The organism is Streptomyces silaceus (assembly GCF_001419745.1).
Taxonomy (GTDB): Bacteria; Actinomycetota; Actinomycetes; order Streptomycetales; family Streptomycetaceae; genus Streptomyces; species Streptomyces silaceus.
This window is the reverse complement of the sequence record NZ_LIRJ01000045.1, coordinates 1-20506: the sequence shown is the minus strand read 5'-3', so window position 1 is coordinate 20506 and position 20506 is coordinate 1. Positions and strand designations below refer to the sequence as shown.

The window sequence follows — 20506 nt, the reverse complement described above, 5'->3', positions numbered from 1 at the left end:
GTGGTACCCCGCTAGCCCGTCCCGCCCCGTACCGGTCTGACGCTGTCCCGAATCACGATGTGCGTGCCCAGCACGTGGCGTTCCTGGCCCGCCCTCGGTGCGCCCGACAGGGCTCGGCGGACGGCCGTGCGGCCCATCTCCTCGGCGGGGATGTGCACGGTCGTCAGACCGGGAGTGATGTCCGCGGCCACGGGGTCGTCGTTGTAGCCGACCACCGACATGTCGTCCGGCACCCGGAGCCCGTACTCGCGCAGCGCGATGACCGCCGCCGCCGCGGCCCGGTCGTCGCCCCCGAAGACCGCCGTGAAGTCGGGCCTGCCGTCGGCCTTCTCCAGGAGGTCCCGCATCGCCCGGTAGCCGCAGTTCTGCCCGAAGCCGACCCCGTGGAGCACCGCCTCGCTCCGGGGCACGCCGTGGTCGTCGAGGGCCCGGAGGTAGCCGGCGAGGCGGTCCTCGCCGGTCGTGTTGCCCGGCTCGTAGCCGAGGAGGGCGATCCGCCGGTGCCCGGCGCCCAGCAGGTGGCTGGTGACGGCGTGGGCGCCGGCCTCGTTGTCGTACTCGACCACGAGCGCAGGCACGTCCGGCGCCGGGGCGGGGCGGCCGCACAGGACGAGCCGGGAGCCCGCCGCCGCGAGCACCTCCGCGTACCGCGCCATCCGCTGGCGGTACTCGTCGTCCTGGACCGCGCCGCCGACCAGGACGACGGCCTCGGCGGCCTGTTCGCGCATCATCTGCACGAGCGCCAGCTCGCGCGCCGGATCGCTGCCGGTGGACGCGACCAGCGTGAGGCGCCCGTGCTGGGCCGCCTCCATCTCGACGCCCTGCGCGACCTGCGCGTAGAACGCGCCCACCACGTCGTAGGTGAGCACCGCTATCGTCTTGCGGCCCGCGCCCGCCAACGCGCGCGCGTGCGCGTTGGCGACGTAGTCCAGGTCCTTGACCGCCCGCAGCACCTTGGCCCGCGACGCCGTGGACGTCGGGTAGTTGCCCGCGAGGACCCGCGAGACGGTGGCCACCGACACCCCCGCGCGCGCGGCCACGTCGCGGATCGTGACCCGCTCACCCACCTGTGTCTCCCTCACCCAGCGGCCTGTCGGCCGTCCAACCGTCCGGATCCGGGGCGGAGTTGCCCCCACGGCAGCCCCCGCCCCGGACCCATCATCCCGCGCCCGGACCCCGGCTCAGTGCGCGGCCTCGTACTCCTTCAGGAACTCCTCGGCGGACCTCTTCCCGCCCTGCGACTGCCACTTCTGGTGGATGGAGTCCCACTCGGAGAGCTTCTTGCGGCCGGAGACGACCGCCGTGACGCCGTCCTCGATGATCTGCTGCATCGAGGCGCCCTGCCGGTTGTACGTGTCCGACATCAGGCCCCAGTGGTCGTCGGGCACGAGCAGCGGGACGACCTTCTTCTCCCACGCGTGCAGCCGCTCGGTGAGGTCGGGGAAGCCGGGGAAGTACAGCGGCTGCGGCGCGTCCATGAGGTAGGGGAAGGGCAGATTGGTCTTGGAGTCGATCAGGCCGAGCTCGGTGGCGACGGGGTCGCCGTCCTTGTTGTACGTGAAGTGCGTGCCCTCCACGCCGTAGTGCATCAGCTCGTACTCCTTCGAGCCGAACGGCGAGGCGAGCCAGTCGAGGACGCGCAGCATCAGCTTCACGCGGTCCTTGGAGGCCTTCTTGATGACGGTGTAGCCGAAGCAGCCGCGGTTCTGCTGGTAGACGGGCGTGACGCCGTCGACGGCGTAGGGCTCGGCGACGTCGAGGGTGAACTCGTCCTTGATTCCCTGGGCGTTGGAGATGACGGCGCCCCAGCCGTCGGTCATCGAGCGGACCGTGCCGTTGTAGAACTGCGTCTTCAGGTCGACCTGCGAGATCGAGGTGGCGTCCGGGTTGTACGAGCCGTCGCCGCGCATCGAGGACATGTACTCCAGGGCGGCCTTGAACGCGTCGGTCCCGTACATGTCGGTGACCTTGCCGTCCTTGATCTGCCACTGGTTGGGCGCGCCGTGCCACATCGCGTGGTAGAGGTACCCGTAGAAGCCGACGGTGGACGCGCCGAGGGCGAACTTCTTGCCCCGCGAGGCCTCCTTCGCCATCGCCCGGAAGTCCGGGGCGGACATGCCGGGCTTGTAGCCCGCCTCGTCGAACGCCTCGCGGTTGATGAACATCGCGCCCTGCACCTTGGCCCGCTCGATCGGCAGCCCGTAGATGCGCCCGGCGATGCGGCCCATGCCCTCCCAGGCGTACGTGGGGATATTGGCGAGGTTCGGGTAGTCCTTGACCGCGTCGCCGGAGAGGTGGTCGCTGAGGTCGGCGCAGCGGGACTTCACGAACTGCGACTCGCGCGGCAGCACGTATCCGCCACCGAAGTTGATCATGTCGGGCAGGTCGTCGCCGGACATCAGCGTGGACATCTTGGCCCGGAAGTCCGCGTCGGGCACGACGGTGAACTCGATCTCCACGCCCAGCGCCTCGTTCACCGCCTGCCAGTACTTGTTCCGGCCGACCGGCTTCGGCGGGGTGCCGTAGGTGATGGTCATGACCTTGATCTTCTGCTTGCCGTCGCCCGGCTTCCCGGACATCGCCCGCACGAGCTTCTCCGGGTACTTCGTGTACCCGGGCTGCACGCCCTCGGCGGTCGGCGCGAGGTCGGGGACGGGGCCCTTCGCGGGGGTGTACGTCGGCCAGGGCACCACCTTCTTCCCGGCGTTGGAGACATTGCCGCCGCCGCTGGAGTCGGTGGAGCAGGCGGTGAGGACGGCGGGGGCGGCCAGGGCGGCGCCGCCGACGGCCATGGAGCGGAGCAGGGTGCGCCGCGACATCGAGGAACCGGACACGTGAAAGGGCCCTTCTGGACGACGAGTTGAGGGATCAGCTCTTGATGGCGCCGGTGAGCACGCCCTTGGTGAAGTACTTCTGCAGGAAGGGGTAGACGAGCAGGATCGGCACGGTGGCGATCACCAGGACGGCCATCTGCGTCGTCTGCGGGGCGGAGACCATGCCGGCCTCGCTCAGGCCGGTGTCGGCGATCTGGGAGCCGCCGATGACGTACGTACGCAGCACCTGCGAGAGCGGCCAGTGGCCGGACTCCATGTAGATCGAGGCATGGAACCAGGCGTTCCAGTAGCTCACCGCGTAGAAGAGGGAGACGACGGCGAGGGCCGCCTTCGACAGCGGCAGGACGATCCGCCACAGGATGTGCCAGTCGCCGGCGCCGTCGAGCCTGGCCGCCTCGTACAGCTCCTCGGGTATGCCCTGGAAGAAGCCGCGCAGCACGATCAGGTTGAAGACGTTGATGAGCACGGGCGCGATCAGCGCGGCATAGGTGTCCATCATTCCCATGCCCTTGACCAGCAGGAACGCGGGGATCATGCCGGGCGGGAAGAGGAAGGTGAACAGGATCAGGAGGAGCACCGGCTTGCCGCCGAAGACGCCGGGGCGGGCCAGGGCGTACGCGAGGAAGGTGGTGCACGCGAGCGAGAAGAGTGTGCCCACGACGGTCAGCCCGACGCTCACGCCGAGCGCCTTGGTGACGATGCCGCCGCTGAGGATGGTGCGGTAGGCGCGCAGCGTCGGATCGCTCGGCCACAGCACCCAGCCGCCGTTGTCCACGACCTCGCGGTTGGAGGCGAGCGAGGTCGAGACGATGACGAGGAAGGGGATCAGTACGAGCGCGAGGACGACCACCACCGCGACGGCCTTGGCGGCCTTGGTGGCGAACCGCGGCTTCTCCATCCAGGCAGGCCTGGTGACATGACCGGTACTCACTTGTAGACCCCCTGTTCGCCGAGCCGGTGGGCGATCCGGTTGGCGGTGAAGACGAGCGCCGCGCCGACGACACCCTTGAACAGGCCCGCGGCCGCCGCGTATCCGGTGTCGCCGCCGACGATGCCCTGCCAGAAGACGAAGGTGTCGAGGACCTCGCCGACCTCCGGGCCCACCGACTGCCGCTGGAGCAGCATCTGTTCGAAACCGACGGAGAGGATGTCGCCGAGCCGCATGATCAGCAGCAGGATGATGATCGGCCGGATGCTGGGCAGTGTGACGTGCCAGAACCGCCGCCAGGGCCCGGCCCCGTCGATGGCCGAGGCCTCGTAGAGCTGCTCGTCGACCTGCATGAGGGCGGCGAGGAAGATGATCGTCCCCCAGCCGGCGTCCTTCCAGATCACCTCGATGACCACGAGTGGGTGGTAGGCGTCCGGATTGCCGATGATGTCGACGGTGTGCAGCCCGGAGTCGCTGAGGAAGGTGTTCAACAGGCCCGTGTCACTGAGCACTTGCTGGAAGAGCGCGACCACGACGACCCACGACAGGAAGTGCGGCAGGTAGATCACGGACTGTGTGAAGCGGCGCAGCAGGTCCGAGGTCAGGCTGTGCAGCAGCAGCGCGAGGGCGAGCGGCGCCGGGAAGAAGAAGACCAGCTGGAGCACGGCGATGAACAGGGTGTTCCACGTCGCGTGCCAGAAGTCCGGGTCCCCGAACATCCGCGAGAAGTTCTCCGTGCCCACCCAGGGGCTCGCCCACAGGCCGTCGAAGGGCACGTACTCCTTGAAGGCCACCGCGTTGGCGACGAAGGCGCCGTAGTGGAAGACCAGGAAGTACACGAGCCCCGGCACCATGAGCAGCACCAGGACACGGGTGCGCCGAAACCGTTTCCACCGCTCACCACGCCCTGATTTCCTGGCATTTGACCCACTACTGCGTCCGCCGGGCGGCTTCACCGCCTCGGTTTCCGCCCGTTCCTTCGTCACCGTCGGCACGGCAACCCCTCCGTCGTCGGAATAAGGTGCCCGGAATCTAAAGCGGTTACTGCCCTTGGTCAACCCCCTTCGCCTGCCTGTCTCTTGACCGGCCTCCCGGCTTGGTCCTAGCCTCCAAGCGCTGGTGAGTAACCGGTTACTACGAGGGATGGTCACGCGTGGCAGAGCAGGCAGTGCAGGCGGATCTGCGGGAGCGGGGCGGCGAGGGGCCGCCGGCCGCGGCCCTGGCCATGGGGGCCGAGGTCGCGGACCGCGTGTTCGTCCCGGAGCTGCGCGAGCGGCTGGCCCGCAGCGTGCGGTTGGCCCCCGTGCCGCTGTCGGGGCCGCTCACGGCGCCCGAGTCCCTGGCGGTGCTCGCCGGGACGGAGATCCTGGTCACGGGCTGGGAATGCCCGCCGCTGACCCCGGAGATCCTGGCCGCCGCGCCCCGGCTGCGCGCGGTGGTCCACGCGGCGGGATCGGTCAAGCCGATGGTGACGGACGCGGTGTGGGAGCGGGGCGTCGTCGTCTCCTCGGCGGCGGACGCCAACGCGGCTCCGGTGGTGGCGTTCACGCTGGCCGCGGTCACCTTCGCGGCGAAGGGGGCGCTGTCGGCCGCGGCCGGGTACGCCGACGGGTGGCCGGCGTTCGCCGCGCGGGCCGGGGCGGACGCGCGGGTGATCGGCGTGATCGGGGCCTCGCGGATCGGGCGCCGGGTGATCGCGGCGCTGCGGGCGTCGGACGCGGGGTTCCGGGTGCTGCTCACGGATCCGTACGTCACCCCGGCGGAGGCGGCGGAGCTGGGAGCCGAGCTGGTCCCCCTGCCCGAACTCTGCTCGCGCAGCAGCATCGTCACGGTCCACGCGCCCCAACTCCCCGAGACGCGCGGCCTCGTGAGCGCCGAGATGCTCCGCCTCATCCCGGACGGCGGAACGCTCGTCAACACGGCGAGGGGGTCGCTCGTCGACACGGAGGCGCTGGCCCGGGAGTGCGGGTCGGGGCGGCTCGACGCGTTCCTGGACGTGACGGATCCCGAACCCCTGCCCGCGGGGCACGCGTTGCTGCGGCTGCCGAACGTCCTGGTGACCCCGCATGTCGCGGGGGCGCAGGGGAGCGAGGTGCGCCGGCTCGGTGAGTTCGCGGTGGGCGAGGTCGAACGCTACGTCTGTGGACAGCCGTTGAGGGGCCGTCTGCTGCGCGAGGACCTGCCCCGGCTGGCCTGATCGGCCCGCCGCACGGGACTTTTGGCCGCCGATGCCCCTTCTGCGGGGACTGCTGGGCGGATTATTCAGTAGTCGTGAGGAGGATGTCCCAGGTACGGAGAAGTGCAGTCGGTAGTCATATGCCGTCGGTAATCTGGTCGTCACCTGCCTTCGAGTAGATGGGTGGTGGGGATCCGCGCCAGTGGGTTCCAGATCGATGGTCTCCTTGCCCGAGCAGAAGCGCTCTTGTGGTGTAGGACCTGCCGCGCAGCACGGTGCCCCGTACCCGGTGCTGACAGTGGACGCGGCCGGCATCGTGCTGTCCCACAACGACCGGGCCGCCGTCCTGCTGCCCCGGCTCGGTGCCGGCGTCGCCCTGGGCGATGTCGCGCCCCCGTGGCTGGTCGAGGCCCATCTGCGGCGTGTCGGCGCCGCGGGGGAGGCGCTGCCGGCCTGGGCGGGCGGCCGGATCGACGGGCGCCGCGTGAAGGCCCTCGCGGGACCGGACGCGGACGGCGCGGTGACCTGGTGGCTGGTCGGCGACACCACCCGGGCGGGCGCCGTGCAGGAGTTGGCGCGCGAGCGGGCGCGAGCGGGACTGCTGCAGGAACTCTCGTCGGAACTCCTGGCCTCGCTGAACGTCGAGCGCTGCACGGAAGTGGCCGCGCGCCAGGCAGCCCGGCATCTGGCGGACGCGGCGGTCATCGTCGGGACGGGCGACGGACGCAGCTTCCCCGTGACGCGGTGCGTCACCGACGGCCCGGTGGTGCGGGAGCGGATCGCCCTCGACCCGGGTGAACTGCCCGGCCTGGCCGAGGCGTTGCTGGGGCTTCCCGCCGTGTCCTCCCGCTGGATCGACCCCCGCGAGGTGCCGTCCTGGGCCCTGCCCAAGGGGTTCGTGGGCGATGCCGCCGACATCGGTTCGGTCGTGGTGGTGCCCTTGCCGGGGCACGGCGTGCCGGCCGGCTGCCTCATCCTGCTGCGCCACCGCGGGGAGGCGGCGTTCACTCCTACGGAGGAATCCTTCGCCCAGCTCTTCGCCGCACGCGCGGGCGCCGCCCTGTCCGTGGCCCGCAGCCACGCCCGCCAGGCGTACAGCACCGAAGTGCTGATGCGCGGCCTGCTGCCGCCGCCGCTCGGCCGGGTGCACGGCATCTGCTTCTCCGGCCGCTATCGCGCCTCGGTGGCGGGCGAACGCATCGGCGGCGACTTCTACGACCTGTATCCGGCCGACACCCCGGAGGCCGAGACGGTCGCGGTGCTGGGCGACGTGTGCGGCAAAGGACTCGAAGCCGCCGTCACAGCCGGCCGGATCCGCACCGTGCTCCAGGCGCTGGTGCCGTTCGCCGCCGACCACACCCGCCTGCTGACCCTCCTCAACGGCGCGCTGCTGTCCTCGGACCAGACGCCCTTCGTGACCCTGGTCCTCGTCTCCGCCGTGCGCCAGGGCGCACGGATACGGCTGCGCCTCTCCAGCGCGGGTCACCCCGCCCCGCTCGTCGTGCGCACCGACGGCCAGGTGGAGGAGGCCCGGACCGGCGGAACGCTGATCGGCGTGTTCGACGACCTGGAGATCAGGACAGCCGAGGTCGTCCTGCGGCCCGGTGACACCTGTCTGCTGTACTCCGACGGGATCACCGAAGCGCGCGGCGGACCGCTGGGCGACGTGATGTTCAGCGAGGAACGGCTGCGGTCCGTGCTGGCCCGGTGCGCCGGGATGCCGGCGGAAGCGGTCACCGAACGCGTGCAGATGATCATCGCCCAGTGGGTGGGGCAGGGCCCGCACGACGACATGGCCGTCCTGGCGATCGGCGCGCCCCACGACGGCCGTCCGACGCCGGTGAACGGCCTGACGACGGTGAGTGAGCCGACGGCGGCGAACGGGCCGACGGCAGGAAACGGGCCGCCGACAGTGAGCGGGCCGAGCACGATCAACGACCCCCAACGATGAACGGACCGTCGTCGGCGAACCGGCCGACGACGGTGCACGAGCCGACCCGGGAAAGGTGATACGGGTGAACGGTGGCGAAGGAACTCTCTCCCTGACCGAGCCACGCGATCAGCTGTGGCAGGCGCTCGACGAGTGCGACGAGGCCCGCGCCGTCGCGATCGTGCGCCGCACGCTCCACGCGCTCCACGCCCTCCACGCGCAAGGGCCCCGACAGGCGGCAGTCGTGGGCACCTCGGACGCGGAACGGACCCTGGCCGCGGGCGAACAGGTCCTGCTCGAACTGATCGCCCCGGCCCAGGAGCGGCTGGGGCGGGCCTGGGCGGCCAACGACATCACGGTGGCCCAGGAGCACGCCGCCACGGCGATCAGCGAGCGGTGCGTGGCCGCCGTGGCCGACACCACCGCCCACGCCCTCACCGGCCCCTTCGTGGGACGGGTCCTGGTGTCGTGCGTCGACGGCGAGTGGCACGCCCTGCCCGCGCGGCTGGTCAGCGAGGTGCTGCGGCTGCGGGGCTGGCGGGTCGACTACCTCGGGGCGCAGGTCCCCACCGAGCACCTGGTCGCGCACGCGCGGCGCACCCGTGCGCAGGCGGTGCTCCTGTCCTCCTCCATCCCGACGCTGCTGCCCGGCGCCCACAACGCGATCAGCTCCTGCCAGGGCGCCGGTGTCCGGGTGCTCGCCGGAGGAGCCGGGTTCGGCCCCCGGGGCCGCTACGCCCGGATGATGCGCGCCGAATGGGCCGCGGACGCGCGCGGCGCGGCCACCCTCCTCGGCCGGCGGCCGACGCCGCCCGCGCAGGCGGCCCGCCTGCCCGATCTGGACCTGCCGCACCTGGGCGACCAGGAGTACACGATGGTCCGCCGGACCAAGCTGCAACTGGTCAAACAGGCCCTCGCCGACGTCGAGGAGGGCTTTCCCGAGATGCGCCGGTACAGCGAGTACCAGTGGGACCGCACGGTCGAGGACATCGACCACATCGTCAGCCATCTCGCCACGGCCCTCTACGTCGACGACCCCGACCTCTTCACGGGGTTCACCGCGTGGACCGCGGACATCCTGGAGGCCCGTGACGTCCCGCCGTGGTGCCTGCTCCCCGCTCTGGACTCGCTGCTGAACCGGCTCAAGGACTTCCCCCGCGTGGTCGGCATCCTCACCGCCGCCCGCGACCTCCTCGAACCGCACCGGCCCGCGTGACCGCCTCGCGGTGCCCGCACGGGAGGCCCGCCCCGCACGTCACGGCTTCGCGCCGCGGGCCTTCAGCATCGTCGACATCAGCGCGATCTCCGACTCCTGCGACTCCACCATCCCCTTCGCCAGGCGCCGTTCCACCGGCACCTCGCACCGCTGCACGCAGCCCTCCGCCATGTGTACCCCGCCCCGGTGGTGCCGCGTCATCAGCCGGAGGTACAGGACCTCCGCCTTCTTGCCGCTCAGCTTGCCGAGGCGGTCCAGTTCCGTGCGCGTCGCCATGCCCGGCATCAGCGCGCCGTCCTCACCCGCCGGCATGTCGCCCATGCCCATCCATGCCATCGGCGCCCCCTCGGGCACCTTCGGCAGCTCCCACAGGTCCAGCCAGCCCAGCAGCATCCCGCGCTGGTTGGCCTGCGTCTGGGCGATGTCGTACGCGAGACGCCGCACCTCCTCGTCGTCGGTGCGGTCCCGCACGATGTACGACATCTCCACCGCCTGCTGATGGTGGACGGCCATGTCCTGCGCGAACCCCGCGTCGGCCGACGAACTCGCGGGCGTACCACTGCCCGAGTCGGAGTCCGTGGCGGCCACCGCCGCCGTGATGCCGCCCGCGAGGATCACCGCTGCCGCGGCGGACCCGACCAGCCATTTCGTACGCGCCGCCACCGGCCTGTCGCGTCGACTCAGCCAACTCACCACTCACGCCGCCTTACTGAGCGAGCCCGTTGGTGCACGCCGCACCCGGCTCCGGGGTCTGCTTGCCCTGGACGTACGTCGAGAAGAACTCCTTGACCTTCGGGTCGTCCGCGCCCGAGACGGTCCGCTGGTGCGCCCACGCGGTCAGCATGACCGGGTCCTTCTGGTCCTTCACCGGGCTCATCAGGGAGTACGGCGTGGCCTTGACCTTGGCCTCCAGCTTCTTCAGGTCCGCCGGCTTCGCCTTGTCGTTGTACGTGACCCACACGGCTCCGTGCTCCAGGGAGTGCACGGCGTTCATCTCCGGGATCGCCTTCTTGTAGACGTCGCCGTTGCAGTTCATCCACACCTGGTTGTGGTCGCCGCCCACGGGCGGCGTCATCGGGTAGTCCACGGTCTTCGTGACGTGCGTACGCCCGAGTTTGCCCCAGACCTTCTCGCCGTCCTCGGTGACCTTGTACTTCGGCCAGGCCTTCGCGTCGTCCTTCGAGCCGTCCGACGCCTTGTCGTAGAGGAGGAATCCGCCCACGCCCAGCGCCGCGACGACGACCGCGCTCACCGTGATCATCAGGGCCCGGCCCCGGCGTTCGCGTGCGCGGTCGGCCCGGCGCATCTCCTCTATCCGGGCCTTGCGGGAGGCGTTGCTCGTGTTCTTGGCGGAACCCATGGTGTGTCCTTCTGGGGAAAGGGACGGACGGGACGACGAACGAGAGTCCGCTGATCGTAAGGGGAGAGCACCCCCGCACCACAGGGCGTCCGCGGGGTTCTTGGGCCCGGTGCCGGATTCGGCCATCGTCCGTCGAGGACCCGCCGTCGCGCGCCCGGATAATTTGAGGCCCGGATGCGCATTACCTAGGCTCGACGCATGCGGCTCATGCGATCCACCGACCTGGCACTGCGCACGCTCATGCGCCTGGCCGTCGCGAGCGGGACGGCCCCCACGACGCGCGAGGTGGCGGCCGACATGGCGGTGCCCTACACCCACGAGGCCAAGGTCGTCGCCGAGCTCCAGAAGATGGGCCTGCTGGAGGCCCGCCGGGGCAGGGGCGGCGGGCTCGCGGTGACGGAGGCGGGCCGCACGGCGTCGGTGGGCGCGCTGGTGCGGGCCTTCGAGGGCGTCGGCGACGTGGTGGAGTGCGAGGGCACGACACCGTGCCCGCTGAACGCGGCGTGCCGGCTGCGGGGCGCGCTGCGCACGGCCCAGGAGGCGTTCTACGCGTCGCTGGACCCGCTGACGGTGGCGGACATGGTGGCGGCGCCGACGGGTCCGCTGCTCCTGGACATCACGATGCGGGACGACGGGTGAACGCCGCCCCGCGTGGCGGCGTGTCCCCGACTACCCCTGGGCCAGCCAGAGATCGGGTCCGAACACCTCGTAGTGGATGTCGGCGGCGGCGACCCCGCACCCCAGGAGCTGCGTCCGCACGGCCCGCATGAACGGCAGCGGTCCGCACAGGTACGCGCGCGTGCCGGCCGGCAGCGGGGGCAGCGCCGTCAGGTCGGCGAGCCCGGTGAGCTCGGCCGGGTGGCCCTCGTCCGGCCGCTCGTAGAAGAAGTACGCGGCGCCGTGCGGGAGTTTGCCCGCGTAGGCCGCGTGGTCGGCGCGCAGGGCGTGCTCGGCGGGGGAGCGGTCGGCGTGCACGACGGTGACGGGGCCGCGGTGCCCGGTGGCGGCGAGCTGTTCCAGCATGGCGGTCATCGGGGTGACGCCGATGCCGGCGGAGGCGAGCAGCAGCGGCGCGTCCTGGTCGGCGGCGTCCAGGACGAGGTCTCCGTAGGGGGCGGAGAGCCGCAGCACGTCACCTTCGCGCACGCGCGCGTGCAGGTGGTGGGAGACCTCGCCCTCGGGCGTCCCGGCACCGGCCGTGACCCGCTTCACGCTGATCTGCCGTACCGATGACCCGGTCCCGCCCGCTCCGGAGAGGCTGTACTGCCGTATCTGCCGGGCGCCGTCGTCCAGTTGGACCTGCACGGACACGTACTGCCCCGCGCGAAAGCCCGGCGCGGGCGCCTCGCCGAGGGGCCGCAGCTGGAAGGTGGCGACGTCGGCCGTCTCCTCGATGCGGCCGACGACCTCCCACTCCCGCCAGGTGTCGCAGCCGACGGCGCCCTGCTCGGCGTACAGCCGGGCCTCGATGGCGATGAGGGCGTTGGCCATGAGCCAGTAGACCTCGTCCCAGGCCGCGCCGACCTCGGGGGTGACCGCGTCGCCGAGCACCTCGGCGATGGCGGCGAAGAGGTGCTCGTGGACCGTCGGGTACTGCTCGGGGGCCACGCCGAGCGAGGCGTGCTTGTGGGCGATGCGGTGCAGCATCACCTCGGGGCGCTCGTCGGGGTGGTCCACGAGGTACGTCGCGAAGGCCGCGATGGAGCCCGCCAGGGCCTGGCGCTGGGTGCCCGCGGCCTGGTTGCCGCGGTTGAAGAGGTCGCGCAGGAGCTCGGGGCGGGCGGTGAAGAGGCGCTCGTAGAACCGCTCGGTGATGTCGCCGATGGCGGCCCCGACGACGGGAAGGGTGGCGCGGACGGTCGCGGCGGACTGCTCGGACAGCAACGGGACTCCTCAGTGCCGGAAGCCGGGAAGCCGGAAAGGCCCGAGAAGCCGGGAAGGCCGACGGGGGGCCTTACGTCTCCCTTGTCTGTGTTCTGACGGTAGAAAACTTGCATCTAAGATGCAAGTTAAGAAGAGGAGGCGGGGGTGTGGGCGGGGCGGGACCGGCCCGCCGTTACAGAGCCGCCCATCAGCAGGCACTATGGGCACAGAACGGCAAGCGGAGCGGCCCGCGGCGCGGCGCGGAACGCGGTGGCACGGGGCGCGCAACGCGCTCGAAACCGCGGAGTGGGATGCTCGGTGCCCGATGTGTCCCGCTGCGCGGGTGCAGGCGGCCTGACCAGCAAGGATGGGTGGAAGCGGAAGATGGACAAGCAGCAGGAATTCGTGCTCCGTACGTTGGAGGAGCGCGACATCCGGTTCGTACGCCTGTGGTTCACGGATGTCCTCGGCTTCCTGAAATCGGTGGCCGTGGCCCCGGCCGAGCTGGAGCAGGCCTTCGACGAGGGCATCGGGTTCGACGGCTCGGCGATCGAGGGATTCGCCCGGGTGTACGAGTCGGACATGATCGCGAAGCCGGATCCGTCGACGTTCCAGGTGCTGCCCTGGCGCGCGGAGGCCCCCGGCACCGCCCGCATGTTCTGCGACATCCTGATGCCGGACGGCTCGCCGTCCTTCGCCGATCCCCGCTACGTACTGAAGAGGGCCCTCGCCAAGACCTCAGACCTCGGCTTCACCTTCTACACCCACCCCGAGATCGAGTTCTTCCTCCTCAAGGACAAGCCGCTGGACGGCTCGCGGCCCACCCCTGCGGACAACTCCGGCTACTTCGACCACACCCCGCAGAACGTGGGGATGGACTTCCGTCGCCAGGCGATCACGATGCTCGAATCGATGGGCATCTCGGTCGAGTTCAGCCACCACGAGGGCGCGCCGGGCCAGCAGGAGATCGACCTGCGGTACGCGGACGCGCTCTCCACGGCGGACAACATCATGACGTTCCGTCTGGTCATGAAGCAGGTCGCGCTGGAGCAGGGCGTGCAGGCCACGTTCATGCCGAAGCCGTTCTCGGAGTACCCGGGCTCGGGCATGCACACGCACCTCTCCCTCTTCGAGGGCGACCGCAACGCCTTCTACGAGTCGGGCGCCGAGTACCAGCTCTCCAAGGTCGGCCGCTCCTTCATCGCGGGCCTCCTGAAGCACGCCGCGGAGATCTCGGCGGTCACCAACCAGTGGGTGAACTCCTACAAGCGCATCTGGGGCGGCTCCGAGCGCACGGCGGGCGCGGGCGGCGAGGCGCCCTCGTACATCTGCTGGGGCCACAACAACCGCTCGGCGCTCATCCGCGTCCCGATGTACAAGCCCGGCAAGACCGGCTCGGCGCGCGTCGAGGTCCGCTCCATCGACTCGGGCGCGAACCCCTACCTGACGTACGCCGTCCTGCTCGCCGCCGGCCTCAAGGGCATCGAGGAGGGCTACGAACTGCCGCCGGGCGCCGACGACGACGTGTGGGCGCTGTCCGACGCGGAGCGCCGCGCGATGGGCATCGAGCCGCTGCCGCAGAACCTCGGTGAGGCGATCGCGCTGATGGAGCGCAGCGAGCTGGTCGCCGAGACGCTCGGCGAGCACGTCTACGACTTCTTCCTGCGCAACAAGAAGCAGGAGTGGGAGGAGTACCGCTCCGAGGTCACGGCGTTCGAGCTGCGGAAGAATCTTCCGGTGCTGTAGACCCTCCCGTCGGGAAGGCCCCGTAAGGGGCGCGGGGAACTGCGCGAGCGACCAAAGACAGAGCCGCAGTCGCGTCTGCCGGGGCACTGGCAGACGCGACTGCGGCTTTCTCGCGCGCCGAGCGCGCACGCGGCGGAGCCGCGCGTCGAAGCAGTCCCGCGCCCCCTACGGAGCGCTCACGATCGCGTCCCGCAAAGGCGTCGTCGCACGGACCCGGTACTCCTGGATCGCCCAGCCGTTGCCGTCCGGGTCCTTGAAGTACATGAACGTGCCGCCGTCCTGCGGTGCGTGGGCCACCGGCTCGGTGACGTCGAGGCCCCGCGCGACCAGCTCCGCGTGTGCCGCCTTCGCGTCGGCGACGCACAGCTGGAGGCCCTGGTAGGAGCCGGGCTGCGGTGTCGGGCCCTCCATGGTCTCCCAGAGCGTGTCGGCCAGGGCGATGGAACAGCCCGAGCCCGGCGGGGTCAGCTGGACGATGCGCAGGCCCGGCATGACCTCCGTGTCGATGTCGACGTGGAAGCCGAGCTTGTCGCGGTAGAACTCCTTGGACCGTTCGATGTCGCTCACCGGCAGCGGGATCACTTCGAGGGTGTATTCCATGGGCGCAGTACACCAGGCGGTCGGCCCCCCTGTCAGCGCTGTCTGCGCCATCTGTGCGCCCCGGCCCGCCACAGCCCGCGCGGCGCTCCCGTACCCGCGCTCAGTCCTCCGCGCCCCCGAAACGCCACCGCGTCTGGCTGAACGGCTCGCCCTTGCCGAAGCCGAACGCCGTGCGGGGCGCCACCGCGAAGACGTACGCGTGGCCGGGGCCGTGGTGGAAGCAGCCGTCGCGCACCTCGTAGTGCCAGAAGCTGCCGTACTTGTCCTCCCAGGCCACCGCCAGGCGCCGCAGCCGCGCCTCGTCGGCGACGCGCACCGCCGTGCCCTCCACGACCAGGTCGTAGCCCTTGTCCCAGAGGTTGGTCCCGGTGGTCAGGACCGTCTCCGGGTTGGCCGCGAGGTTGCGGGCCTTGCGCTCCTTCGGGCCCGTCGCGAAGTGCAGGGCGCCGTCCAGCCAGACGGCGGGCAGCGGGGTGACGTGCGGGCGTCCGTCGGGGCGTACCGTCGAGATCCAGAACAGCTCGGCCGTCCTCAGCCGGGCCACGGCCTCGTCCCACGGCGTCGGCTCGGCGCCGGGGGTGCTGTACCTGGCGTCGAGTTCCGTACGCGGTTCTCCGCTCGGCATGGTCCGTCCTTCCGTCGCTGACTCAAGGCTCCGTGTGAAGCATGGACCGCGCACGCGGGCGGAACTCATCGGTGAGGCCGTAGGCTCGGGGCCAGGAGTGATCGAACGGAGGCGCGAGGCCATGACGGTGCCGCAAGGGCGCAGGAGCAGTACGTTCACGCGGCTGCTGCGGCACGGTTTCACGGACCCGTCCACGGCGGAGCGGCTCCTCGACGACCCCGCCCTGAGCGCCGTCCGCTCCGACCCGCTGCTCCTGGACGCCCTCGGCGCCACCGCCGACCCCGACCTGGCGCTGCTCGGCCTGGTCCGCCTGGTCGAGGGGCAGGAGGACGACCTCAGCCGGCGGGAGCTGCTCGACACGCTCGTCACCGCCAAGCCCCTGCGCGACCGCCTCCTCGGCGTGCTCGGCGCCTCCGAGGCCCTCGCCGACCACCTCGCCCGCCACCCGCGCGACTGGCGCGCCCTGGTCACGTACGAGGCGGCCGATCTGCACCCCGGCGTCGAGGAGTTCGAGCGGGGCCTCGCGGACGCCACCGACCCCGTCTCGCTGCGCGTCTCCTACCGCCGCTGCCTGCTGGCCATAGCGGCCCGTGACGTGTGCGGCACGACGGACGTCGCCGAGGCGGCGGCCGAGCTCGCCGACCTCGCGACCGCCACGCTGCGGGCGGCGCTCGCCATGGCCCGCGCGGCGGCGCCCTCGGACGCGGCGCAGTGCCGGCTCGCGGTCATCGCGATGGGCAAGTGCGGCGGCCACGAGCTGAACTACGTCTCCGACGTCGACGTCATCTTCGTCGCCGAGGCCGTCGAGGGCGCCGACGAGGGCAAGGCGCTGCGCGCCGCGACCCGGCTCGCCTCGCACATGATGCGGATCTGCTCGGAGACCAACGTCGAGGGCACCATCTGGCCCGTCGACGCCAACCTCCGCCCCGAGGGGCGCAACGGCCCGCTGGTGCGCACCCTCTCCAGTCACCTCGCGTACTACCAGCGCTGGGCGAAGACCTGGGAGTTCCAGGCCCTGCTCAAGGCCCGCCCCGTCGCGGGCGACCTCGCGCTCGGCGAGGAGTACGTCGCCACGCTCGCGCCGCTGGTCTGGCAGGCCGCCGAGCGCGAGAACTTCGTGGCGGACGTACAGCGGATGCGCCGCAGGGTCGTCGAGAACATCCCGGCGGGCGAGGTCGAGCGGGAGCTGAAGCTCGGCCCCGGCGGGCTGCGGGACGTCGAATTCGCCGTGCAGATGCTCCAGTTGGTGCACGGGCGCAGCGACCCCTCGATCCGCAGCGGGTCGACGCTCGTGGCGTTGCAGGCCCTCGGCGAGGGCGGCTACGTGGGCCGCGTGGACGCCGTCCAGCTCGACGACGCGTACCGCTTCCTGCGCTCCCTGGAACACCGCATCCAGCTCTACAGGCTGCGCCGCACCCACCTCGTGCCCGAGGACGACGCGGACCTGCGGCGCATCGGCCGCTCCCTGGGAATGCGCACCGAGCCGATCACCGACCTGAACCGCGCCTGGAAGCGGCACACGTCCGTGGTCCGCCGGCTGCACGAGAAACTCTTCTACCGCCCGCTGCTCGACGCGGTCGCCCAACTCGCGCCGGGCGAGGCACGGTTGAGCACCGAGGCGGCCCGCGAGCGCCTGATCGCCCTCGGCTACGCCGACCCGAGCGCCGCGCTCAGGCACCTGGAGGCGCTGGCGTCCGGGGTCACCCGCAAGGCGGCCATCCAGCGCACCCTGCTGCCCGTGCTGCTCGGCTGGTTCGCGGACTCGGCGGACCCGGACGCGGGCCTGCTGGGCTTTCGCAGGGTGTCCGACGCGCTGGGCAAGACCCCCTGGTACCTGCGGCTGCTGCGGGACGAGGGCGCGGCGGCGGAGAACCTCGCGCGCGTCCTGTCCGCCGGGCGGCTCGCCCCCGACCTGCTGCTGCGGGCCCCCGAGGCGGTCGCCCTGCTCGGCGACGCCCGGGGCCTCGAACCGCGCGGGCGGGCCCACCTGGAGCAGGAGATCCTCGCGGCGGTGGGCCGCGCGGACGGCGCCGAGCAGGCGGTCACGGCGGCCCGCGGGGTCCGGCGCAGGGAGCTGTTCCGCACCGCGGCGGGCGACCTCATCGGCTCGTACGGCACGGAGGACAGCCCCGCCGAGGCCGACCCGGGCGCGCTGGTGGACCGGGTGGGCGACGCCGTCTCCGATCTGACGGCGGCGACGATCGCCGGCACGCTGCGCGCCGTGGTCCGCGACGGCTGGGGCGACACCCTGCCGACCCGTTTCGCGGTCATCGGCATGGGCCGCTTCGGCGGCCACGAACTGGGCTACGGCTCGGACGCGGACGTCCTGTTCGTGCACGAACCGCGCGAGGGCGCCGACGAGCAGGAGGCCGCCAAGGCCGCCGCGAAGGTGATCGCCGAGATGCGCAGGCTGCTCCAACTGCCCTCCGCCGACCCGCCGTTGCTCATCGACGCCGACCTGCGCCCGGAGGGCAGGAGCGGCCCGCTGGTGCGCACCCTCAAGTCGTACGCCGCGTACTACCGCCGCTGGTCGCTGGTCTGGGAGTCCCAGGCGCTGCTGCGTGCCGAACCGGTCGCGGGCGACGAGGAGCTGGGGCGCGCCTTCATCGAGCTCGTCGACCCGCTGCGCTATCCGGCCGAGGGGCTCGGCGACGACGCGATCCGCGAGATCCGCCGCCTCAAGGCCCGCATGGAGTCGGAGCGGATGCCGCGCGGCGCCGACCCGACGCTCCACACCAAGCTGGGCCGCGGCGGCCTCTCCGACGTCGAATGGACCGTCCAGCTCCTCCAGTTGGGGCACGCCTGGGCCGAGCCGGGCCTGCGCACGACCCGTACCCGCGAGGCCCTCGCGGCGGCCTGCGCGGCGGACCTGATCCCGACGGAGGACGCGGCGACCCTCGACGAGGCGTGGGTGCTGGCGACCCGCGTGCGCAACGCGGTGATGCTGGTCCGCGGCCGCGCGGGCGACACGTTCCCCTCCGACGGCCGCGAACTGGCCGCGGTGGGCCGCTACTTGGGCTACGACCCCGGACACGTCGGCGACATGCTCGACGACTACCGCCGCATCACGCGCCGGGCGCGGGCCGTGGTGGAGGAGAGGTTCTACGGCGCGTAGGAGGCGGCTTCGGGGGAGGGGTCAGCGGGGCGCGTCGTACGCCTTCAGCATCTCCCGCGCATGCTCCAGGAACCCCTCCAGTGCCAGCTCGAACGCCCGGTCCGCCCGTCCCGGCGGCACCGCGTCCAGCGCGCGGGCCAGAGCGGGCGTCGCCGTCTCGTCCGCCAGGACCCACATCGCCTCCGGCGCCGCGAGGTCCAGCGCCGAGCCGAGCACCACGTTCTCCAGGGCGATGATCACGGGCATCACGTCCGGCAGGGCGAAGCCGGCGTCCAGGAGGAGGGTGACGGCGCGCTCGTACTGGGCGAGCACCCGCGGCGCCCGCACCGGTGAGGCCATCAGGAGCGGGATCACCTTGGGGTGGGCGGCGAAGGCCGCGCGGTAGGAGCGGGCCCAGGCCGCCAGGGCCCCGTCCCAGGGCCCCGTCAGCGTCGCCGTGTCGATCGCCTCGGCCACCCGCTCGCGCAGCAGCTCGACGATGCCGTCGCGGCCGTCCACATGGTGGTACACCGAGCCCGTCTGCACGCCGAGCCGCCGTGCGACCTGGGGCACGCTGAAGTCGCCCCGCTCGTCGACGAGTTCGAGCGTGGTCGTGGTGATGCGCTCCCGGTCGAGGAGCGGTGTGCGCGGCCGGCCCATGGCTCTGATCTCTCTGTGAAGTCTTCCCGAACTGCCCAGGGTGAGGCTACATTGCCGAAACCGAAAGCCTTTAGGTTTTCGGGTCCCCCGCCCCATGCCCTGCTCCCGCCTGCCGCAGAAGGGCTGCCTCCCCATGGCCAGCACGCTCCGCACCGGCTCCCTCGGCACCGCCGACATCGCCTTCTTCGTGGTCTCCGCCGCGGCCCCGCTCACCGTCATGGCGGGCGTCGCCCCCATCGCCCTCTCGCTCGGCGGCATCGGCGCCCCCGTCGGCTACCTCCTGGCCGGCATCACCCTCACCGTCTTCGCCGTCGGGTTCACCACGATGAGCCGCCACGTCCGCAGCGGCGGCGCCTTCTACGCGTACATCACCCGGGGCCTCGGCCGCCCCGCCGGCATCGCCGCAGCCCTGCTCGCGATGCTCGGCTACAACGGCATGGAGATCGGCGTCTACGGCCTGCTCGGCACCGCCACCCAGGACACCGCGCACGCCCTCCTCGGCGCCGACATCCCCTGGCTCCCGGTCTCCCTCGCCGGCCTGCTGCTCATCTGGTACGGCGGCTTCCGGTCCATCGACTTCGGCGCCAAGCTCCTCGGGGTGCTGCTCGTCGCCGAGACCGGCATCCTCGTCCTGCTCGCCGGCGGCGTCCTCCTCAAGGGCGGCGCCGACGGCCTCGGCCTCGCGAGCCTCGCCCCCGGCAACGTCCTGGTCCCCGGCACCGCGGCCGTCCTGGCCTGCGCCTTCGCCGCCTTCACCGGCTTCGAGTCCACCGTCATCTACCGCCGCGAGGCCCGCGACCCCGACCGCACCGTGCCCCGCGCCACCTACATCGCCGTCGCCTTCCTCGGCCTCTTCTACGCCTTCGTCGTCTGGACCGTCGTCCAGGCCTTCGGCGACGAGGAGGTCGTCAAGGCCGCCGGGTCCGACCCCGCCGGGCTCTTCTTCACCGCCATCACCACCTACGTCGGCGCCTGGGCCGCCGACCTGATGCACGTCCTCATCGTCACCAGCGTCCTCGCCTCCCTGCTCGCCTTCCACAACGCCATCAACCGCTACACCCTCTCCCTCGCCGAGGAGGGCGTCCTGCCCCGGGCGCTCGGCCGCGTCCATCCCCGCCACCGCTCCCCCTACCTCGCGGGCGCCGCCCAGACCGTGCTCGGCGCGGCGGTCGTCCTCGCCTTCGCCGCGGCCGACGCCGACCCCTACCAACAGCTCCTCCTGTGGGTGAACACCCCCGGAATGGTCGGCCTGCTGGCGCTCCAGCTGCTCGCCGCGATCGCCGTGCCCTGCTACTTCCGGCGCGTCAGCCACCAGGAGGGCACCCTGCGCACCGTCGTCGCGCCCCTCGCCGCGACCGTGCTGCTCTCCGCCGCGCTCGTCCTCGTCGTCACCCACATCGACCTCTTCACCGGCGCCTCGCCCCTGGTGAACACCGTCCTCGTCGCCCTCGTCCCCGCGGTCCTCGTCCTCGGC

Annotated in this window: 17 protein-coding genes; 7 read left to right on the top strand and 10 right to left on the bottom strand. The window is 71.8% G+C overall.

What is annotated here, in order from left to right; all coding sequences use genetic code 11:
* Positions 1-11: 11 nt before the first annotated feature.
* The 4 genes from AOK22_RS05350 to AOK22_RS05335 form a co-directional block, all read right to left on the bottom strand.
* The gene (locus tag AOK22_RS05350; RefSeq protein ID WP_055697395.1) at positions 12-1067 is read right to left on the bottom strand and encodes a LacI family DNA-binding transcriptional regulator; all 1056 of its coding nucleotides are present in this window, start codon (positions 1065-1067) and stop codon (positions 12-14) included.
* A gap of 114 nt (positions 1068-1181) precedes the next feature.
* Entirely contained in the window at positions 1182-2819 is a 1638-nt protein-coding gene (locus AOK22_RS05345; RefSeq protein WP_055697394.1) for an extracellular solute-binding protein, read from the bottom strand.
* Positions 2820-2868: 49 nt separating this feature from the next.
* Positions 2869-3732 (bottom strand): carbohydrate ABC transporter permease, encoded by an 864-nt coding sequence (locus AOK22_RS05340; RefSeq protein ID WP_055697393.1) that lies wholly within the window; start codon positions 3730-3732, stop codon positions 2869-2871.
* Positions 3733-3761: 29 nt separating this feature from the next.
* Complete coding sequence (locus AOK22_RS05335; protein ID WP_055697397.1) at positions 3762-4616, bottom strand: ABC transporter permease; 855 nt, start codon at positions 4614-4616, stop codon at positions 3762-3764.
* 371 nt (positions 4617-4987) lie between these two features.
* Here AOK22_RS05335 and AOK22_RS05330 point away from each other — a divergent pair, with 371 nt between their 5' ends.
* From AOK22_RS05330 to AOK22_RS05320, 3 genes are all read left to right on the top strand, one after another.
* The gene (locus AOK22_RS05330; RefSeq protein ID WP_055697396.1) at positions 4988-5959 is read left to right on the top strand and encodes a hydroxyacid dehydrogenase; all 972 of its coding nucleotides are present in this window, start codon (positions 4988-4990) and stop codon (positions 5957-5959) included.
* 196 nt (positions 5960-6155) lie between these two features.
* A complete protein-coding gene (locus AOK22_RS05325) occupies positions 6156-7889 on the top strand; it encodes a PP2C family protein-serine/threonine phosphatase (RefSeq protein WP_079036354.1) in 1734 nt (577 codons plus the stop codon).
* 64 nt (positions 7890-7953) lie between these two features.
* Complete coding sequence (locus AOK22_RS05320) at positions 7954-9084, top strand: cobalamin B12-binding domain-containing protein (RefSeq protein ID WP_055697392.1); 1131 nt, start codon at positions 7954-7956, stop codon at positions 9082-9084.
* A 39-nt stretch (positions 9085-9123) separates the two neighbouring features.
* Here the strand turns inward: AOK22_RS05320 and AOK22_RS05315 are convergent, their stop codons facing one another.
* Positions 9124-9777: a DUF305 domain-containing protein gene (locus tag AOK22_RS05315; RefSeq protein ID WP_425264003.1), complete on the bottom strand. Its 654-nt coding sequence runs from the start codon at positions 9775-9777 to the stop codon at positions 9124-9126.
* A 13-nt stretch (positions 9778-9790) separates the two neighbouring features.
* Positions 9791-10444, bottom strand: a complete 654-nt coding sequence (locus tag AOK22_RS05310; protein WP_055697390.1) for a DUF3105 domain-containing protein — start codon at positions 10442-10444, stop codon at positions 9791-9793.
* Positions 10445-10642: 198 nt separating this feature from the next.
* Here AOK22_RS05310 and AOK22_RS05305 point away from each other — a divergent pair, with 198 nt between their 5' ends.
* The gene (locus tag AOK22_RS05305) at positions 10643-11083 is read left to right on the top strand and encodes an RrF2 family transcriptional regulator (protein ID WP_055697389.1); all 441 of its coding nucleotides are present in this window, start codon (positions 10643-10645) and stop codon (positions 11081-11083) included.
* 30 nt (positions 11084-11113) lie between these two features.
* Here the strand turns inward: AOK22_RS05305 and AOK22_RS05300 are convergent, their stop codons facing one another.
* Positions 11114-12328, bottom strand: a complete 1215-nt coding sequence (locus AOK22_RS05300; RefSeq protein WP_055697388.1) for a globin domain-containing protein — start codon at positions 12326-12328, stop codon at positions 11114-11116.
* Between the two features lie 363 nt (positions 12329-12691).
* On the opposite strand from AOK22_RS05300, the gene AOK22_RS05295 reads away from it, so the two are divergent.
* Positions 12692-14053, top strand: coding sequence for a glutamine synthetase family protein (locus AOK22_RS05295; RefSeq protein ID WP_055697387.1), 1362 nt, complete (start codon positions 12692-12694; stop codon positions 14051-14053).
* 165 nt (positions 14054-14218) lie between these two features.
* Here AOK22_RS05295 and AOK22_RS05290 read toward each other — a convergent pair whose 3' ends face one another.
* Positions 14219-14653 (bottom strand): VOC family protein, encoded by a 435-nt coding sequence (locus tag AOK22_RS05290; protein WP_055697386.1) that lies wholly within the window; start codon positions 14651-14653, stop codon positions 14219-14221.
* A 100-nt stretch (positions 14654-14753) separates the two neighbouring features.
* Positions 14754-15278: a pyridoxamine 5'-phosphate oxidase family protein gene (locus tag AOK22_RS05285; RefSeq protein WP_055697385.1), complete on the bottom strand. Its 525-nt coding sequence runs from the start codon at positions 15276-15278 to the stop codon at positions 14754-14756.
* 121 nt (positions 15279-15399) lie between these two features.
* On the opposite strand from AOK22_RS05285, the gene AOK22_RS05280 reads away from it, so the two are divergent.
* Positions 15400-18393, top strand: coding sequence for a bifunctional [glutamine synthetase] adenylyltransferase/[glutamine synthetase]-adenylyl-L-tyrosine phosphorylase (locus AOK22_RS05280; RefSeq protein WP_055697384.1), 2994 nt, complete (start codon positions 15400-15402; stop codon positions 18391-18393).
* Between the two features lie 21 nt (positions 18394-18414).
* Here the strand turns inward: AOK22_RS05280 and AOK22_RS05275 are convergent, their stop codons facing one another.
* Positions 18415-19032, bottom strand: coding sequence for a TetR/AcrR family transcriptional regulator (locus AOK22_RS05275; RefSeq protein ID WP_055697383.1), 618 nt, complete (start codon positions 19030-19032; stop codon positions 18415-18417).
* A 133-nt stretch (positions 19033-19165) separates the two neighbouring features.
* Here AOK22_RS05275 and AOK22_RS05270 point away from each other — a divergent pair.
* A partial coding sequence (locus tag AOK22_RS05270) for an APC family permease (protein ID WP_107101859.1) occupies positions 19166-20506 on the top strand: 1341 nt, incomplete at its 3' end.

Coding starts and splice junctions, on each gene's coding strand:
- AOK22_RS05345 (WP_055697394.1), bottom strand. CDS start 2,819: ATGTCGCGGCGCACCCTGCTCCGCTCCATGGCCGTCGGCGGCGCCGCC.
- AOK22_RS05340 (WP_055697393.1), bottom strand. CDS start 3,732: ATGGAGAAGCCGCGGTTCGCCACCAAGGCCGCCAAGGCCGTCGCGGTG.
- AOK22_RS05335 (WP_055697397.1), bottom strand. CDS start 4,616: ATGGTGCCGGGGCTCGTGTACTTCCTGGTCTTCCACTACGGCGCCTTC.
- AOK22_RS05330 (WP_055697396.1), top strand. CDS start 4,988: ATGGGGGCCGAGGTCGCGGACCGCGTGTTCGTCCCGGAGCTGCGCGAG.
- AOK22_RS05325 (WP_079036354.1), top strand. CDS start 6,156: ATGGTCTCCTTGCCCGAGCAGAAGCGCTCTTGTGGTGTAGGACCTGCC.
- AOK22_RS05310 (WP_055697390.1), bottom strand. CDS start 10,444: ATGGGTTCCGCCAAGAACACGAGCAACGCCTCCCGCAAGGCCCGGATA.
- AOK22_RS05305 (WP_055697389.1), top strand. CDS start 10,643: ATGCGGCTCATGCGATCCACCGACCTGGCACTGCGCACGCTCATGCGC.
- AOK22_RS05295 (WP_055697387.1), top strand. CDS start 12,692: ATGGACAAGCAGCAGGAATTCGTGCTCCGTACGTTGGAGGAGCGCGAC.
- AOK22_RS05290 (WP_055697386.1), bottom strand. CDS start 14,653: ATGGAATACACCCTCGAAGTGATCCCGCTGCCGGTGAGCGACATCGAA.
- AOK22_RS05285 (WP_055697385.1), bottom strand. CDS start 15,278: ATGCCGAGCGGAGAACCGCGTACGGAACTCGACGCCAGGTACAGCACC.
- AOK22_RS05280 (WP_055697384.1), top strand. CDS start 15,400: ATGACGGTGCCGCAAGGGCGCAGGAGCAGTACGTTCACGCGGCTGCTG.
- AOK22_RS05275 (WP_055697383.1), bottom strand. CDS start 19,032: ATGGGCCGGCCGCGCACACCGCTCCTCGACCGGGAGCGCATCACCACG.